The organism is Nocardiopsis mangrovi (assembly GCF_042653925.1).
GTDB classification, from domain to species: domain Bacteria; phylum Actinomycetota; class Actinomycetes; order Streptosporangiales; family Streptosporangiaceae; genus Nocardiopsis_B; species Nocardiopsis_B mangrovi.
Genome location: NZ_JBHSFQ010000003.1, coordinates 84,213 through 100,038, shown reverse-complemented (window position 1 = coordinate 100,038; position 15,826 = coordinate 84,213). Strand labels below are relative to the sequence as shown.

Genomic DNA, 15,826 nt, shown 5'->3' with positions numbered 1-15,826 from the left:
CTGACCTGCGAACACCCATTTCGGTCGGTGAGCGCGGCCGCTCGCTCAGATGCCGATGAGCCGAATGCGGTCGCCGCACAGCCGGGCCATATCGTCGACGTCGGACGTCAGCATGGCCACGGGACCCGGTTGGCGCAGCGCCACCTCGGCGACCGTTGCGTCGATCGCGTACTTGTGGCCGTGCAGACCCGCGGCTTTGAGCAGTTCGACGGACGCTTTCGCGGCGCGCTCGGTGACCGGCTCGACCTTGACCCGGGAGAGCGACCATTGCAGCCGAGGCATGTCCAACCGTGCGTGGCCGACTTCCACAATGGTGTGCGCACCGATGACGAAGTCGGCACCAGCAGCGTGGAACACCTGGAACATGGCCAGGATCTTGCGGTCCCGCGCAATCCAAGCGGAAAGCCCCTGGGAATCCAGGACGACGGTCTCGACGTGCTCGATCACGCCGCGCTCGCCGACCCGCCGGCGCCGGAGATCCTGGAGCGGGCCTCCGCCAGCTCCTCCTCGGTGAACGCCCCGTGTTCCTCCTGATGGCGCACCAGGTCGGCACCGAGCAGCTGGTGCCGCAGCTGACGCGCCACGGCCTCGGAGACATAACCGGAGACGTTGTCGGTGAGCTTCCTCAGTTCGGCGACCTGCTCGGTCGGCAGCGTCACCGTGATACGCGTCGTGTCCGCCATAAGGCAAGCATACTGCGATATGCGCGCGTGGTGGGCGCTTTCACCAGGCGCGCTTCGTCCCGCGAGCGTCGGCGCACGGGGTCACCGGCCGCCGAGGAGGCGGGACAGGGCCGCGCCTCCCCGCCGGACCGCCCCATGACCCCCGGGCGGTCCGGCAGCCTCGAATACAGCGAGGCTCGGAGTCAGCGGCGGGCGTGGCGGAGGCGGTCGACCAGGAGGGCGGCGCCGAGGAGGACAGCGGCGGCCGCGAGGACCGCGAGGGGGTGCGGTCCGGCCGGGCGGAGGGCGGTGTCGCGCACCGCGCCCATGACGTCGGCGGCGGCCACACTGTTGAGGATCGCGTACCAGAGCGCCAGGTAGACCAGCTGGAACAGCCGCGCGCCGCGGGTGGCCGATCCGAGCAGCAGCGCGAGCGCGGGGATGAACGCGGCCCCGGCGGCCCAGGCGGCGACGCCCGCGGCGTCGGCCTCGACGGCCATGCGCGCCAGCGGCCCCGCGCCGGTGATGGCCGCGACCGCGACGCCGGCCGCCCACTCCGCGACCGGCCGCCGACCGCGCGCCGGTCCGGCGTCCAGGAGGGTGTCGACCCGGTGTTCGCGCGCCTGGGTGCCCAGCCGCGACCAGATGAGCACCGGCCAGATCCAGGCGAGCAGCAGGACGACGCCCAGCCCGCCTCCGACCGGGACGAACAGGGCGACGGCGGTGAGACCCGCCAGGCCCAGCCACCACCACGGCGACCGCCCCTTGAGGAGGAGCCGCAGCTCGCCCGCCAACAGCCGCCCGAAGGCGCCGCCGCGCACGACGCCGGCGCTCGGCGGTCCGCTCCCGGCGAAGGCCGCCGTCCCGGACGGGGGGTCGAAGTGTGCCGGGCCGTCCGCGGCGGTCCCGGACAGACCGTCCGCCGGAGCGCCGCCCGTCGCCGCACCTCCAGGGAGGATGCCGCCCGGATATCCGTCCCCCGGGGAACCGCCGCCGGGGAAGGGGCCTCGCGGGAAGGCGATGGTGCGGCGGGCGGCCGGGGACGGTCCCCGGGCCGGGTCGAACCGGCCGAACCAGAGCACGGGCAGCAGCGCCAGCAGCACGGCGGCCAGCAGGTGGACGATCGGGGTGGTGAGCAGTCCGGGGGCGACCTCCAGCCCCGACCAGTGGAACACCCCGAGCCCGCCGTCCTCGCCGGTGATCCCGAGCGAGAACTCGGTGCTGCCCGCATCGGGGTGCTGGGCCAGCAGGTCGGCCGACATGTCGGCGCCGATCTCGTCGAAGCCGGACAGCCCGGAGGCCACATAGCCGGTGAGGAAGGTGAAGAACCACACGATGTTGCCGACGCCGCCGCGCAGGAGCGGGACGGACTCGAACAGCAGCGCGGCGGCCCCGCTGATCGCCAGCACCGGCAGGCACAGCAGCAGGAACGGCAGGACCAGGGCGACGGGGTCGATCTCGGCGGACTCCCCGCGCAGCAGCTGCATGCCCAGGCCCATGAGCGCCATGATCCCGGCCATGGCCGCCAGCACCAGGAAGTTGCTGAGGAACTTGCCGAACAGGTACCCGGACGTGCGCATCGGCGTGGCCGCGAGGATCTCCCCCACCCCCGTCGCCGCGTCCCGGCCGATCGCGTTCTTCACCGCGTAGAAGCCGCACAGGGACAGCCACAAGGCCGAGACCAGCGCGAACATCACTCCGATGTACCCGCTGTCGTAGACACCGCGGAACGCGCCGAACTTCATCATCGTGTAGCCGGCCGAAGCCGGGGGAGCGGCCAGGTAGCCCAGCGCGGCGGCGGCCAGCAGGATGAAGAGGAACGCCGGGCGCCGGACCCGGTCGCGGACGTCGGCGAGCGCCAGAGCGGCGAGCGCGCGCGGGCTCACCGCAGAGTCCCCGCGGCCGGCGCGGCGCGGCCGCCGTCCCGGCCCGCCGCGGACGCCGCGGCGGAGCGGACGGCGTGCAGGTAGGCGTCCTCCAGGTCGGGTCGGATCCGGACCGCGTCGGGTGCCGGAGGCGCATCGGACAGGATCCGCGCGCGGACCCCCTCGGCCGAGCGCGCGACCCTGCCGACCAGGTGCCGCGACCTCAGGCCGGCGAGCGCGTGGGCCGGGACCGTGGCCTCCCACACCCGGCCGTCGACCGCGCGCAGCAGCTCCTCGGGAGCGCCGCGCCGCACGAGCCGACCGTCGGCGAGGACGGCGATGTCCTCGGCGACCGCCTCCACGTCGGAGACGATGTGCGTGGACAGGATCACGATCCGGTCGTGCGCGAGCTCGCCCAGCAGGTTCCGGAAGCGCATGCGCTCCTCGGGGTCCAGGCCGACGGTGGGCTCGTCGACGATGAGCAGCCAGGGGTCGTTGAGCAGCGCCTGGGCGATGCCGACCCGCTGCCGCATGCCCCCGGAGTAGGCGCCCAGCGGGCGGTTCCCCGCCTCCTGGAGGTTGACCAGCCGCATGAGCTCCTCCACCCGGGCGCGCGCCGAGCGGCCGGTCAGGCCCTTGACGGCCGCGAGGTAGCCCAGGAATTCGCGGGCGCTGAGGTCGGGGTAGACGCCGAAGTCCTGCGGCAGGTAGCCCAGGACGCGGCGCAGCGCGGCGGGCCGGGCCACGATGTCGGTCCCGTTCCAGGTGACGCGCCCGCTGGTGGGGCGGGTGACGGTGGCGAGCACCCGCATCAGCGTCGACTTGCCCGCCCCATTGGGCCCGAGGAGGCCCAGGACCCCGGGCCCGATCTCCATGCTCACCCGGTCGGCCGCCCGCTTGCCTCCGGGATGGGTCTTGGTGATATCGGCTAATTCCAGTCGCATGGTTTTCCCACTGACGGTTCGGCGGAAGAACCCGCACCGGGCCGGTGCGGTCCCCGCCAGCCAACCGCGCCGCCCCATGGCGGGGCACTACGCCTGCGCGCCGTTCCGGGGTGGCCCTCGCCCTACCCGTGGAACGGGTGCGGGGCCGTTCCGCGTCTCACCCGACCCGTCCGGCCGCCGCCCTGCGTCGGCGGGTCGCCGAGCGCGCGACCGGCGCGGATCCGCTGTCCGTACCGGCCGTCGGGGGCCGCCGGTCCCTCACCGGTCGAGGGGGACGACCGCGATGCCGCGGAGGCGCGATCGAGACGACGGTCGCCGCGTGCCGCGGGCGAGACGCCGTGGGGCGGCGCCCCACCCGACCGGGCGCCGGTGCGGACCGGCCGAACGCGGTGAAGGAGGCGGGACGTCGAAGCGCGGCCGGGCGCGGACGCGGGACCGGCCCGGCGGCGATACCGGTGGCCATGGAGTCTTCCGAGCTTCCGGCCGCAGTTCCGTTCTCCCGCATCGAGATCCGCGTCGGCGCACTGGTGTCCTGCGGCGACGAGGTCGCGCTCATCCGCCGCGACCGCCCCGGCTCGCTCCACTACACGCCGCCCGGGGACAACGTCGAACCCGGCGAGGACCTGCTCGCGGCCCTCGACCGGGAAACTCCAGGAGGAGTCGGACCTGCTACTGGGCGCGGCGGGCGCTCCGGAGCTGCTGTGGGTGGTCGACCAGCGCGTCACCCGCCCCGGCCCCACCGCGTCCCCGCGCAAGCTCCACCTGCTCCACCGGCTGCACACCACCCCGGGCGTCCGCGCCACTCCGGCGACACAGGAGTGCGACGAGCGGCCCGGCGGCGGCCACGAGGTCGGCGCCATCGAGTGGGTGGACCACCGCGCCTGCGCCGGGCCGCCGCTGTTCCCCCCGATCGGCCGCGCCCTGGCCGCCCTGCCCACCCCGCGTGCGGTGGTGGCCGATGCCGCCCTGGCGGCCGTGACCGATGACGACTACGTGTGGGTGTGAGAGCGGATCAGGCCCGGCCCGCCAGGCGCTCGACGGACTCGATGAGCCCCGCCCACGCCTGTTCGATGTCGGCGGTGCGCTCGTGCGGGGCGCGGAACCAGCCGGCGTAGATGACCAGCTCCTCGACGTCCCACCGGAGCCGGTACAGCTCCATCGCCGAGGGATCGGGGGCGTATCCCGTGGCCGCCTCGTAGCGGGCGAGGTCGCCGGGGTCCGCGGTGACGTGCCACAGGTCGCGTTCGGGCACCGCCAGGCCGACCGTGTCCCAGTCGACCAGCAGGAACCCGCCCGCCGCCCCCTCGCGCCGGAGGAGGTTGGCGCGGTGCGGCTCGCCGTGGGTCACGACGAGGTCCCCCGTCCGGCGGGCCACCCGCTCGGCGAGCCGGTCGAACCGCGCCAGTCCCGCGCGCAGCCCCTCGGCGTGCCCGCCCAGCAGCGCCCGCGCGGCCTCGGAGAACGGGCCGGCCGTCCAGGGGCGGTCCGTCTCCGCGAGGACCCGGTCGAGCCCGTCGCGTCCCGGGACCCGCGGCGGGCGGGCGGGGGTCGAGGCCGGCGGACGGCGGCCGTGCAGCGCGGCGAGCAGGTCGACGACCTCGCGGCGCTCGGCCGCGTCGAATTCCCGGCCGAAGCCGCCCGCCTCACCCGTTGCGAACGGGAAGGCGCTGAGGGCGAAGCGCTCGCCGAGCCGCCGGACGGTCGCTCCGCCGGCGGTCCGCAAGGGCGCCACGACGAAGTCCAGGCCGTCGGCGTCGCCCGGCCGCGCGCCACGGGTCCCGCCGTGCGCGGCCCCCGCACGCAGGTCCGCGGCCGTGTCCATGGCCCGGCGCAGATCCTCCAGCGCGGCGTCGACCGGGACACCCGGTGCGGTCTTCTGTTCGAGGTCGGCGACGGTGATGAACCAGCGGCGGCCGTCGCCGCCGGTCGCGGTCCAGTGGTGGTCGCCGAAGCCGACCGCGGCATAGGCCGCCGTTCCGGCGTCGATCCCCCACTCCTTGAGCGCCTCCAGCAGATCGCGGTCGTCGAGTTCGGCGGGTCGGTACAGCATGCCGCGCACGTTACCGGTCGCGTGTCGGCCGGGCATCCGGATTTTCCGCCGCGCGATCGCCGCCCGGCGCACGCGCCGCACGAATGCGCATGAGCGCACCCGCGGCGTACCGACGTCTACCGCTCCCTCGTGCGGGCCGGCGGCCCGGCTGCTGTTCCGGGTCGCGCGGCGGAACCCGCTTCCCCGCGTGCCTCTTTCCGGCGCCCCGGATCCCGCACGATGCGCGTTGGGTGGCGGTGGGGCACATGGCGAGCACGTCGCCGAAGGCGATCGCGGCCGGCGCGCCGTCCATCGGGCGCGTCCGCGCCTCCGGCCCGGCCGGGCGCGCAGCCGGCCCGCACCCCGGACCCGGTGCGGCGGCCCGATCGGCCCGGCCGGGTCAGCGGCCCTTGAAGTAGCGGAACAGGTGCTTCTCCCGGATGAGCAGGAGCGCGCAGGCCGCTCCGAGGACGGCGGTGAGCGCCGCGGCCCCCGGGCCGCGCAGCCCGATGGCGAACACCTCGGCCGTATCCGCCGGGTTGCCGATCCCGGCGGCGCAGGCCAGGGCGCCGACCGCCATGGCCAGCGCCCCCAGCGCCCACGCCCCGGTCTCGATCGCCGTCTGGGCGAGCAGGGCGCCCCGCCCCACCCCCACGTGCAGCGCGCCGGCGATCTCCAGCCGCCGCAGCCGGACGGCCGCGAACCCCAGCGCGAACCCCGCCGCCGCGCAGCCGGCGGCGGCGTGGCGCGTGGGGCGGGCCGCGAACTGCGCGGTGGCGTCGAAGTCGGTGCCCTGGGCGGTGTTGAGCTGGCCGATGGTGATCGTGGTCGTGGCATCGGGCACCACGTCGGCGGCGGCGTAGACCAGCGCGTCGGCGGCCTCCGACACCGGCCAGACCTCCGCCCAGCACTCGTCGAACGTCGCGGTGGGGATCCGGGGGACCAGCACGGCGTGGCCCAGCCTGCGGTCGCGTCCGTCATCGGGGTGGTCGTAGGTTCCCGCGACCGTCATCGGCCCCGATCCGGTGTCCAGGCGCTCGCCGGGGCGCACGCCCAGCGTCTCCGCGAGCGGCGCGGGCAGCCACACGCCCTCCGCCGCGGTGCCCGCCACCCCCAGCAGGGCGGCCAGCCCCGGCGTCACCTCGTAGACGGGCAGCGGGTCGGCGGGCATGGCGGACAGTTCCAGCGCGTCGGCCTCGCGCAGGGCGCCGGAGGAGCGGATCGCGGGCGATTCGGTGAGCAGTTCGCAGGATTCGCCGTCGGTCATCCCCTCGGCGACCAGCGTGCGCACCGACGCCCCTGACGCGACGAACTCCGCCGCCTGGCGTTCCAGCCCGACGATGTAGCGCGTGTCGACGATCGCGAGCCCCGCCGTGACCGCGAACAGGGCCAGGCCGAGGACCGCCGCCCGGGTCGTGCCCGTGACCAGGTTGCGCAGCGCCTCGGAGAGGATGGACGCGGGGCGCATCAGGGGGCCGCCCCGCCGTCGGGGGGAGCGCCCGGGGCGGGCGTGCGGCCGCCGGCGGCCGCCGCTCCGGCGGCTCCGCCGTCCTCGCCGTCGTCCTCCCCGCCGCTCGACGCGCCCGCTGCCACCGCCAGGTCGAGGACCCGGGTGCACGCCTCCCGGGTGTGCGGGTCGTGGGTGGCGATCACCACGATCGTCCCGGCGCGGGCGATCGCGCCGAGCGTCCGGTTGACGGTGCCGGCGGTGCGCAGGTCGAGCTGGGCGGTGGGCTCGTCGACCAGCAGCAGGTCCGGCGCGGAGCACACCGCGCGGGCGAGCATCAGCCGCTGCGCCTCGCCGCCGGACAGCTCGCGGAACGGGCGGTCGCGCACCGCCTCCAGGCGGAAGTCCGCCATCGCCGTGCCGGCCAGGGTCTCGGCACCGGCCCGGTCCAGGCCCTTGGCCAGGAGCGGCAGGACGACGTGGTCCAGCGCCGTCCGGCCCGGCACGCCGAACGGGTTCTGGAACACCCACCCGGTCCGCTCGATCCCGGTCGTCTCCAGGGTCCCGGTGTGGGGCGGCAGCCAGCCCGCGAGGATCGACAGCAGGGTGGACTTCCCGCACCCGGACGGGCCGCACACGCCCACGACCTCGCCCGGCAGCAGGTCGAAGTCGAGCCCCGTGAACAGGTCGGCGGTCCCGCTGAAGCGGTGGCCCAGCCCGCGGGCGCGGACCGACACGCCGGCCGGTCCCGGATCGGCGGGAGGAGCCGCGGGGCCGGTGCGGCCGGGGACGGGATCGGGGGTGGCGGGCGGCTCAGTCACAGGAGTCCGATCGGATGGCCGATCCGAGGCTCACGTCGGCCGGCACCGGACCGTCGAGCACGACGAGGGTGGCGCCGAGGTTGGAGCCGACGATCCGCACCGGGTGGGCGGTGCCGTCCGATTCCACGCACGCGCTGTCGCCGTCGATGCCGAACACGGCGCCGGGCGGCACCTTGAGCGCCCGCAACGGCTCGGCGAGGGAGATCTCGGCGGTCACCGCCTCCTCCGCCGACATGAACTCGGCGAATTCCGCGGTGTCCTCGACCTCGTCCAGGAAGTCCCGGTCGGTGACCTCGCCCTCCTCCGACATCGGGCCGCGTATCCCGAAGACGTCGATGGTCCGGTCGCCGGCCACGGCGCCTGAGGGCATCGCGTCGACCCGGATCCGATCCAGCCCGCCGGGGACCGTGCCGAACGGCGCCCCGCCGCCGACCGTCATGCCGAGGGGCGCCTCGCACGCGTCCAGAACGGAGGTGGGGGAGGGCAGCCACAGGATCTGGTCGGACGCGATCTCGCCCTCGGGATCGCGCACGCCGGCCGATTCCAGCAGGTCGCGTACTGCGACGGCCGTCGGCCGGCCGAAGACGCCGTCGTCGCCCACCGCGTAGCCGAGCCGGGCCAGTTCGCGCTGGAGCGACTGGACGTCGCCGCCGCGGTCGCCCGCCTCCAGGTCGCGGTACAGGGGGATCTCCGTCGCCAGCGCGATGAGCGGGGTGGCGCCGATCGTGGCGACCGCCTCGCCCGACACGAGCTCGGCCCCGGCCGCGCAGTCGGTGGTCGTGACGCGGCCGGACAGCCCGATCTCCAGCGTGGACGCCGGGGTCACCTGGAAGGCGACCTGCACCGTGCGCTCGTCGGCGAACTCCTCGACCGTGACCGGCGCCGTGGCCTGGCCGCCGGAGGCCGCCAGCCCGCTGGGCACCTCGGCCGGGCGCAGCAGGTAGCCCGCGCCCGCGCCGGCGCTGAGCAGCGCCGCCGCGGCGAGCAGCGCGGTCGTCCAGGACCTGTGGTTCACACCGGGCCTTTCACGTGGTGGTGGTCGCGGGGCCGGCGGCGGGCGGTGCCGGCCGGCCCCGGCGGTCGTCCCGGTGTCAGGAGCCGTCCTCGACGGCGATTCCGTATCCGCCCTGCCGGAGGCATTCCCGTGCCTCCGGGTCCGCGGGGTCGAAGGGCGCCTCGGCGAAGCCGTCGGACACGTCGGCATCCAGTCGGTCCGCGTCGTAGTCGTCGGGGACGAGGCCCTCCGCGACCAGGCAGTCGACCGTGAGCAGTCGCGTGTCCTCGATCAGGCCGGGGTTGTTGATCTGCGTCTGGTAGAGCGCCTCGATCCGCATGGTGGTCCCGTCGGCGCAGTCGCCGCTCACCTCCATGTACTCGTCGATGTCGGATTCGCCGTTCAGCACCGGCGGGGTGATGGAGTAGATGCCGTCGGGCCGCCGTTCGTAGGTCTCCTCCAGCCCGGCGTCCTGCGCGCACTGCCGGTACCTGTTGAACGCGTCCTCGTAGTCCTCAGCCGCGATCTCGCCATTCTCTATCGCGCGGTCGAAGACATCGCGCTCGAAATCCGACGTGGCGTCTTCGCGAGCCTGCTCGAATTGCTCCACCAAGCTGAGGTCCATTGTTGGTCCGCTCGGACCCGCGGCGTCCGGGGAATCGGGCTGGAGAGACGAGCATGCCGTCAAAAGGAGTATTCCGGCGGTCGAGAGAACGGCCGCCATGCTCGTTGCCGAGACGATCCGCATTTTTCCCATCCTTGGTGGAATCGGTCCGGGATATTCCCGGCGCCGGCCACCGCGATCCGCTCCACGTGGAATTCATTTCATTCACGGACTGCGGTGGCCGGCGGTGAATTCAATTCAGGTGGTCAGCGCCTGGTCAGGAGCTGTACTGCACCCAGGCGTTGTGGCTGGACGAGGTGCCCGAGTCGGCGTAGGCGCTGGCGTAGACGTTGTACCAGCCGCTGAGCGCGGCGAGGTTGCCGTGCTGGGCGTAGGCGCGGACGTAGTTGTAGCTGCCGCAGGTGTCGACGTAGCCCCACGCCTGGGAGTAGGCGCTGGAGTGGTAGGTGTAGTAGTCGCAGCGGAGGGTGGACACGTCGCCGGCGGCGGTGGCGTCCGCGGCGGCGGCCGGGGCCGCGAGGGCCAGGCCCATCCCGGCCGTGGCCAGCACGGTGAACAGGCCCGCCTTGACGCGGGTGGACAGGGTGGCGGGAGTCGTCCCGGAAGTGGTCGTCACGCTCATTCTCTTTCACTCCAGCGATGGGATGTGTGACGCTTGAATCGCCCCGGCCGACCGGCCGGTCGGCCGGGGCGGCATGGGCCGTCCGGATCGGCTCCATGCCACTTCGGAGATGTCCGGAGTATTTCCGAAGTGCCTCGGAATCTATCCGCGTAGTGGAGTGAAAGGAAAGAGTGGTCAGGTGATCCGGCCATTACAATATGTTAGTGCGAGCTTTGATCTCCCAGCTCGCGTGGAGTGATGGTTCGTATACTAGCGGCCCTGTCCGAATGCGGACACTAAAGCCGAGTAAGAGAACGGTGTGAGGGTGTGTGGTGAATGTGCCGCCCGCTGGGGTCGAGAGGGCCGGAAGTCCGAATTGTCGGCGGTCGCGGCGTGCGATCATGGGGGTGGGGATTGTCGTTCGGGGAATGCACGGCGCAGTGGGGGGTTCGGTGAGATGAATTCAATTCCGGGTGATTCACCGCCGTCCGCTCCTTTTTTCCTTGGAATCGACCTCGGGACCGGTTCCGTGAAGGCCGCGCTCCTGGCGCCCGACGGCCGCCTGGGGTCGGTGGCCACGTCCGGCTACGTGCTGAGCAGCCCGGAGGCGTCGTGGTCGGAGATCGACCCGCGCCTGTGGTGGGACGCCGTCGTCCACGCGGTCCGCCGCTGCGCGGGCGATCAGGCGCACCGGGTGGCGGCCATCGGGCTGTCCGGGCAGATGCACGGGGTGGTCCTCACCGGCGCCGACGGCGAACCGGTCCGGCCCGCGATGCTGTGGCCCGACGCGCGAGCCGTCACCGAGCTCGACCGCTACGCCGCGCTCGGCGTGGACGCGCACCGGCGGCTGGCCAACCCGCCGATGCCGGGTGCCGCCGGTCCGATGCTCGCCTGGCTGGGCGAGTTCGAGCCGCCGGCCCTCGCGCGCGCACGCTGGGCGCTGCAACCGAAGGACTGGCTGCGGCTGCGGCTGACCGGCCGGGCGGCGACCGATCCGAGCGACGCGGCGGGAACGCTCCTGTACGACTTCGACGCCGACGACTGGGCGTCCGACATCGCCGCCCGGCTCGGGATCCGGCCGGACCTGCTCGCCCCCGTCCAGCCCTCGGCCCGCCAGGCCGGGGGCCTGCTGCCGGGCCCCGCCGACGCGCTCGGCCTGCGACCGGGCACCCCGGTCGTCACCGGTGCGGCCGATACCGCCGCCGCGATCCTCGGCACCGGGCTCGCGCCGGGCGGTATCCAGCTGACCATCGGCACCGGCGCCCAGGTCGTCGCATTGACCGACGGGATCGGCGCGGCACCGGATCCGCGTACGAACGTGTTCCGCACGGCGACCCCCGACGGCCACTACCGGCTCGCGGCCATCGTCAACGCCGGCCTCGCCCTGGAGTGGGCGGTGCGGGTCTTCGGCGCCACCTGGGACGAGCTGTACGCCGCCGCCGACCACCACGGCGCCGACACCCCGTCCTTCCAGCCGCACCTGGCCCCCGAGCGCGGGGCGCCCGGCGCGGCCGGCTCCTTCAGCGACCTCAAGGTCGGCCACGGCCGCACCGACCTGCTGCACGCCGTCCTCGTCGGGGTGGCCGACGCCATCGCCGAAGCGGTGGACGTGCTCGCGGAGCGCGGCGGGACGCCGGTCCGCACAGCGGGCGGCGGCGCACGCGACCCGCGCTGGCGGCGCATGCTCGAACGCGTACTCGACCGCCCTCTGGAGCACGTCGCCGGCGCCGACGCCGCATCGGTCCGCGGTGCGGCGCTCCTGGCCGCCGAGGGGATGGGGGCCGCGGTCCCCGACGTGCCGTCCGGCTGACCCGCCGGCCGCCGCAGGGAGCGGACCGCCCTTGGGGCACCGGCCGTCCGGCGGCACGGGCGGCCGCGGCGCCGGACGGAGCCGTGACAGGGGCGGCCGTGGCGCCTGTCGGGAGCGGCGGTGCCGCCGCGTGCCGCGTTTCGCTGACGCCCGGCCCGCGCCGTGGTTGACTCGCTGTCGCAGGAGCATCGCTGTAAGCGACGGATGGGGGTGGCCGGATGTCCGATGTGCCGGAGGACCTGGCGTACACGAGCGACCACGAGTGGGTCCGGGACCTGGGCGGGGGACGGGTCAGAGTAGGGATCACCGATTTCGCGCAGCGGCAGCTGGGCGACATCGTGTTCGTCGACACGCCCGACACCGGCGACGCGTTCGAGGCCGGCGAGCCGTTCGGCACCGTCGAGTCCGTCAAGGCGGTCTCCGAGCTGTACGCGCCGCTGGCCGGCACGGTCGACGCCGTCAACGAGGCCATGGCCGACTCGCCGGAGAACGTGAACGACGACCCCTACGGCGACGGCTGGTTCATCGAGCTCTCCGGCGTGAGCGGATCCGACACGCTGCTGACCCCCGACGCCTACCGCGACCTCCTCAAGGAGGGCGAAGGCGGATAGCGCGCCACGGGCGGCGGCCCGGCGTCGTCCCCTCCCGTCATGTCGAACGTCAACGGTCGCGCCGCGGGTCGACGGCGCGGATCGGAAAGGTAGCGGAATGCAGCGCACGGTCGTGAACCCGTGGAACAACCCCGAGGGGTTCGATCAGGGGGTGCTGATCGAAGGGCACCGCCGCATCCTCTTCCTCAGCGGACAGTGTTCGGTCTCTCCCGCGGGGGCGTCCCTGTACCCCGGTGACATGCGGGCACAGACCGCGCAGGCCCTGGACAACGTCGAGACCGTGCTCGCCGGCGCGGGGATGACCCTCGGCGCCATCGTCCGGATGAACACCCACGTCACCGACATCGACGCCTTCTTCGAGCGCGCGGGCGACATGATGGCCGAACGCCTGGCGGCCTTCGACGTCCGGCCGCCCGGCGTGCTGTCGGGTGTCACCCGGCTGGCCCGCCCCGAACTGCTGATCGAGCTGGAGGCCATCGCCGCCGACTGACCGGCCCACACAGACGCGCCCGGCAGGCGCGTCTGCGTGGGCCGGGTCAGCCGCGGGTGGCGGAGAGGATCCGCTGGACGCCGTCGAGCGATTCGTCGACGGTCCCGGCGAGGTTCATCATCTCCACGAAGACGTGGTCGACGCCGGTCTCGTCCCCCGCGCGGGCGATGGTCTGCGCGATCAGGTCCACCGACGCGTCCGGGAACGGGGACACCCGCAGGACCAGGTCGATGGCGACGGGGTCGCGGCCCAGCTCCTCGGCGAAGTCGCGGATGGTCGCCATCGGCCCGTTGATGCTCGCCGGGTCGAACGCGCGGGCCCCGGGAGCGCAGACGGGCAGCCAGCCGTCGGCCCGCCGGGCCACGCGGCGCAGGGCGGCGGGGGCGAACCCGGCCAGGTAGACCGGCGGGCGCGGACGCTGGGCCGGCTTGATGTCGATGTTGGTGGGCGGGACCTCCCAGTACCGGCCCTCGTAGCGGGCGGGCCCGGCCGACCAGAGTTCGTCCAGCGCGTCGAGGCACTCGTCCAGCCGCGCGCCGCGCTGTTCCATGGGGATCCCCGCCGCCCGGTACTCCTCGGGCGACCACCCCGTGCCGAATCCGGGGAGCAGTCGGCCGGCGCTGACGAGGTCGATCGTTGTCAGGGAGCGGGCCAGGATCGCCGGGGCGTACCACGGCGCGTTGAGGATGTTGGTACCGATGTGCGCGCTCTCCGTGGCCGCGGCGGCGACGGCCAGCACCGCGAAGGGGTCCAGGACGGAGTGGAACGCCTCGGGGATGGAGTCGCCGCCCGCGTAGCCCACGGTGGGCTCGATCGGGGCCAGGAGCCGGTCGCCGACCCACAGGCTGTCCGCGCCCAGTCGCTCGGCCTCGTCGGCGAACCGGGCGACCTCTCCGGCCTCGTGGGCGAGCGGGCCCATTTGCGGCAGGGTGAATCCGATCTTCATCTGGCGTGCTCCATCCGGCTACCGACCGTGACCACACGATGACTCTACCCACGGGTGCGGCGGAGCGGGCGGGCGGCGTACCGGGCGGTTCCGGTATCCGCCGCGCGGACCCCCGCGACCGCCGCGCCGCCATGGCGGTGGCCGCCGGTGCGGCGGGGGCCGCGGGACGGGCCGGAGCCCGGCGGCTCACGGGGGATCGGGGTCGGCGAGTTCGCCGTCGGCGAGGTGTTTGAGCTGGTCCAGCCGCTTCCAGTGGCGGATCGTCGCCTTGCGTCCTTCGGGGGTGAGGGCGACCCAGGTCCGGGCGGTGCGGCCGGCGCCGGACTTGGTGAAGGCCACGAACCCGGCACCGTTCAGCTTCGACAGGTGGCTGGAGAGGTTGCCCTTGGTGAGCCCGGTGAGGTTCTGCAGGAACAGGAAGTCGGCGCCCTCGACGGACAGCAGCGCTGTGGTCAGGGCCAGGCGGGCGGGTTCGTGGATGACCCGGTCGAAGTCGCCGAGCTCCTCCGCGGGTGCGGCCATCACCGGTCCCCGGCGGGCGGCGATCCCAGGCTGCGCACCAGGAGGCGGTGGTCGAGCAGCCCGCCGATGAGGAAGCAGGCGCCCAGCGACCACATCAGGGCGGCCTGGGCGAGTTCGAGGGAGGCGTTCAGGGGGTGCGCCCCGCCGGTGAGCAGGCCCACGGGCACCAGTGCGGCGAGGACGAACAGCGCGCACATGACCTGCCAGTGGCGGCTGATCGCGAAGTCGGCGGTGCGGCGGCGCAGCAGGGGCGGCAGGAGGACCATGGTCGCCAGGACCAGGGCGGCCTGGAGTCCCTGCGGCCAGATCGGGCTTCCCGAGAGGGTCAGGAGGTTGACCGGGATCATGGTGGCCACGAAGACCGCCAGCCCCAGCGCCGGGACCAGGATCCGCACGGCGGCGCCGCCCGTGCGCACGCGGCCGAACCGGTGGTGATAGTGCCGCGTGATCAGCGCCATCGTCCCGAACACCGGTATGAGGGCCAGGGTCGCCCACTGTGTCGCGTCCGGAGCGGCGACGAGAACGGCGCCGAACGCGGGGAGCCAGAGGGCGACCGGCACCAGGGCCAGGCCCTGCAGCCCGTTGAAGTTGGCGGTCACAGAGGATATGCGCCGCATCCGGGCGGCGGCGGGTGGAACGGTCACGGTGGCTCCGTAAGTTGTTAGGCGGCCCGGCACGTCAAAGGTCTGTATTGCAAACCTTTCGGGTTCGACGGTACGCCACGATGCTCAGGTTTGCAACACAGACCTTTTGTTCTCCGGCCCCCGGCCGGCGTCCCCCGGCCGGCGCGGCGATGCGCGAGCCCGTTCGGCGCGCGGCCATCGCGCGAGCCTCCCCGCGCGCCTCGGCGCACGGCCCGGCGATCCGGGCGCGCGGGGGTCCGAGGTCCGCGGGCCGATGCGCGGACGGGTACCGGCGGGCACCGGCCTGACGGCCGGGACCCTGTGCGACCCGCCGGCCCGGCGGGTCGGGATCGTCCGGCGTGGCGCCCGGCCGCGCGCCTCGCACGTGTCTGTGCACCGGCGACACGGGGTCCGCTCCCCGTTGTGCACCGCGGCGGGCACAGGTGTCCGCACCATGCACCGGTGGCGCCTGCGCCGGGGGGATTGTGCATCCGCGGTGTGGCGCGAACGGGGCCGACTCCTTAGCGTGATGCGTATCCGGGACGGTCCCGGATACCGGAACCGCCGGGAATCACACACGAAGCGGACTCGCATCGGCGCGAAGCGCCGGGGCGCCGGCTCGAGGACGGGCGCCGACCATCTGGTGGTCGGCGTGCAGCCGACGCCGCGGCCTCCTGCGAACCCGCGCTTCCCGGCGAGCCACGCGGCCTCGGCCGCGGATCGGGGGCGTTCTCCGACCGGTGGGGAAGGGGGCTCGCCCCTTCGGTCGGAGAACGAAGGCCGGGGGACGGGGTGTTCCCTCGGCCGCATCGCCCTGCCCGCGTCCCGCCCGCCGG

17 protein-coding genes are annotated in these 15,826 nt (G+C 74.2%); 4 read left to right on the top strand and 13 right to left on the bottom strand.

Annotation, left to right across the window (positions count from 1 at the left end; genetic code table 11):
- Positions 1–45: 45 nt before the first annotated feature.
- The 4 genes from ACFO4E_RS04335 to ACFO4E_RS04320 form a co-directional block, all read right to left on the bottom strand.
- A complete protein-coding gene (locus ACFO4E_RS04335) occupies positions 46–447 on the bottom strand; it encodes a DNA-binding protein (RefSeq protein ID WP_378571702.1) in 402 nt (133 codons plus the stop codon).
- Positions 444–683, bottom strand: a complete 240-nt coding sequence (locus ACFO4E_RS04330; protein ID WP_378571701.1) for a hypothetical protein — start codon at positions 681–683, stop codon at positions 444–446. The genes ACFO4E_RS04335 and ACFO4E_RS04330 overlap by 4 nt, the downstream gene beginning before the upstream one ends.
- A gap of 182 nt (positions 684–865) precedes the next feature.
- Positions 866–2,548, bottom strand: coding sequence for an ABC transporter permease (locus ACFO4E_RS04325; protein WP_378571700.1), 1,683 nt, complete (start codon positions 2,546–2,548; stop codon positions 866–868).
- Positions 2,545–3,471, bottom strand: a complete 927-nt coding sequence (locus ACFO4E_RS04320; protein WP_378571699.1) for an ABC transporter ATP-binding protein — start codon at positions 3,469–3,471, stop codon at positions 2,545–2,547. The genes ACFO4E_RS04325 and ACFO4E_RS04320 overlap by 4 nt, the downstream gene beginning before the upstream one ends.
- Positions 3,472–4,176: 705 nt before the next feature.
- On the opposite strand from ACFO4E_RS04320, the gene ACFO4E_RS04315 reads away from it, so the two are divergent.
- Complete coding sequence (locus tag ACFO4E_RS04315) at positions 4,177–4,476, top strand: hypothetical protein (protein WP_378571698.1); 300 nt, start codon at positions 4,177–4,179, stop codon at positions 4,474–4,476.
- 7 nt (positions 4,477–4,483) lie between these two features.
- Here ACFO4E_RS04315 and ACFO4E_RS04310 read toward each other — a convergent pair whose 3' ends face one another.
- The 6 genes from ACFO4E_RS04310 to ACFO4E_RS04285 all read right to left on the bottom strand — a co-directional run bounded on the left by ACFO4E_RS04310 (position 4,484) and on the right by ACFO4E_RS04285 (position 10,003).
- Positions 4,484–5,521, bottom strand: a complete 1,038-nt coding sequence (locus tag ACFO4E_RS04310; RefSeq protein ID WP_378571697.1) for an aminoglycoside phosphotransferase/kinase family protein — start codon at positions 5,519–5,521, stop codon at positions 4,484–4,486.
- A gap of 379 nt (positions 5,522–5,900) precedes the next feature.
- Positions 5,901–6,968 carry a hypothetical protein gene (locus ACFO4E_RS04305; protein WP_378571696.1) on the bottom strand — a complete coding sequence of 356 codons (1,068 nt, stop codon included), beginning with the start codon at positions 6,966–6,968 and terminating at the stop codon, positions 5,901–5,903.
- On the bottom strand, positions 6,968–7,768 hold the full coding sequence (locus ACFO4E_RS04300) for an ATP-binding cassette domain-containing protein (RefSeq protein WP_378571695.1): 801 nt from the start codon (positions 7,766–7,768) through the stop codon (positions 6,968–6,970). Before ACFO4E_RS04300 ends, ACFO4E_RS04305 begins: the two co-directional genes overlap by 1 nt.
- A complete protein-coding gene (locus tag ACFO4E_RS04295) occupies positions 7,761–8,783 on the bottom strand; it encodes a peptidoglycan-binding domain-containing protein (protein WP_378571694.1) in 1,023 nt (340 codons plus the stop codon). The genes ACFO4E_RS04300 and ACFO4E_RS04295 overlap by 8 nt, the downstream gene beginning before the upstream one ends.
- A 76-nt stretch (positions 8,784–8,859) precedes the next feature.
- Entirely contained in the window at positions 8,860–9,375 is a 516-nt protein-coding gene (locus ACFO4E_RS04290; protein WP_378571693.1) for a hypothetical protein, read from the bottom strand.
- Positions 9,376–9,643: 268 nt separating this feature from the next.
- Positions 9,644–10,003, bottom strand: a complete 360-nt coding sequence (locus ACFO4E_RS04285) for a hypothetical protein (protein ID WP_378571692.1) — start codon at positions 10,001–10,003, stop codon at positions 9,644–9,646.
- Between the two features lie 442 nt (positions 10,004–10,445).
- Between ACFO4E_RS04285 and ACFO4E_RS04280 the strand changes: the two genes are divergently transcribed.
- From ACFO4E_RS04280 to ACFO4E_RS04270, 3 genes are all read left to right on the top strand, one after another.
- Positions 10,446–11,798: a xylulokinase gene (locus ACFO4E_RS04280; RefSeq protein ID WP_378571691.1), complete on the top strand. Its 1,353-nt coding sequence runs from the start codon at positions 10,446–10,448 to the stop codon at positions 11,796–11,798.
- Between the two features lie 218 nt (positions 11,799–12,016).
- Positions 12,017–12,409, top strand: a complete 393-nt coding sequence (gene gcvH / locus ACFO4E_RS04275; protein ID WP_378571690.1) for a glycine cleavage system protein GcvH — start codon at positions 12,017–12,019, stop codon at positions 12,407–12,409.
- A 97-nt stretch (positions 12,410–12,506) separates the two neighbouring features.
- On the top strand, positions 12,507–12,899 hold the full coding sequence (locus ACFO4E_RS04270; RefSeq protein ID WP_378571689.1) for a RidA family protein: 393 nt from the start codon (positions 12,507–12,509) through the stop codon (positions 12,897–12,899).
- A 46-nt stretch (positions 12,900–12,945) separates the two neighbouring features.
- Here ACFO4E_RS04270 and ACFO4E_RS04265 read toward each other — a convergent pair whose 3' ends face one another.
- The 3 genes from ACFO4E_RS04265 to ACFO4E_RS04255 all read right to left on the bottom strand — a co-directional run bounded on the left by ACFO4E_RS04265 (position 12,946) and on the right by ACFO4E_RS04255 (position 15,011).
- The gene (locus ACFO4E_RS04265) at positions 12,946–13,845 is read right to left on the bottom strand and encodes a TIGR03619 family F420-dependent LLM class oxidoreductase (protein ID WP_378571688.1); all 900 of its coding nucleotides are present in this window, start codon (positions 13,843–13,845) and stop codon (positions 12,946–12,948) included.
- Between the two features lie 186 nt (positions 13,846–14,031).
- On the bottom strand, positions 14,032–14,367 hold the full coding sequence (locus ACFO4E_RS04260) for a transcriptional regulator (protein WP_378571687.1): 336 nt from the start codon (positions 14,365–14,367) through the stop codon (positions 14,032–14,034).
- Positions 14,367–15,011 carry a hypothetical protein gene (locus ACFO4E_RS04255; RefSeq protein WP_378571686.1) on the bottom strand — a complete coding sequence of 215 codons (645 nt, stop codon included), beginning with the start codon at positions 15,009–15,011 and terminating at the stop codon, positions 14,367–14,369. Before ACFO4E_RS04255 ends, ACFO4E_RS04260 begins: the two co-directional genes overlap by 1 nt.
- Positions 15,012–15,826: the final 815 nt, after the last annotated feature.

Bases quoted from the DNA above. Each gene is read 5' to 3' on its own strand.
- ACFO4E_RS04280 (WP_378571691.1), top strand. From the start codon at position 10,446: ATGAATTCAATTCCGGGTGATTCACCGCCGTCCGCTCCTTTTTTCCTT.
- ACFO4E_RS04270 (WP_378571689.1), top strand. From the start codon at position 12,507: ATGCAGCGCACGGTCGTGAACCCGTGGAACAACCCCGAGGGGTTCGAT.
- ACFO4E_RS04310 (WP_378571697.1), bottom strand. From the start codon at position 5,521: ATGCTGTACCGACCCGCCGAACTCGACGACCGCGATCTGCTGGAGGCG.
- ACFO4E_RS04320 (WP_378571699.1), bottom strand. From the start codon at position 3,471: ATGCGACTGGAATTAGCCGATATCACCAAGACCCATCCCGGAGGCAAG.
- ACFO4E_RS04330 (WP_378571701.1), bottom strand. From the start codon at position 683: ATGGCGGACACGACGCGTATCACGGTGACGCTGCCGACCGAGCAGGTC.
- ACFO4E_RS04260 (WP_378571687.1), bottom strand. From the start codon at position 14,367: ATGGCCGCACCCGCGGAGGAGCTCGGCGACTTCGACCGGGTCATCCAC.
- ACFO4E_RS04265 (WP_378571688.1), bottom strand. From the start codon at position 13,845: ATGAAGATCGGATTCACCCTGCCGCAAATGGGCCCGCTCGCCCACGAG.
- ACFO4E_RS04305 (WP_378571696.1), bottom strand. From the start codon at position 6,968: ATGCGCCCCGCGTCCATCCTCTCCGAGGCGCTGCGCAACCTGGTCACG.
- gcvH (WP_378571690.1), top strand. From the start codon at position 12,017: ATGTCCGATGTGCCGGAGGACCTGGCGTACACGAGCGACCACGAGTGG.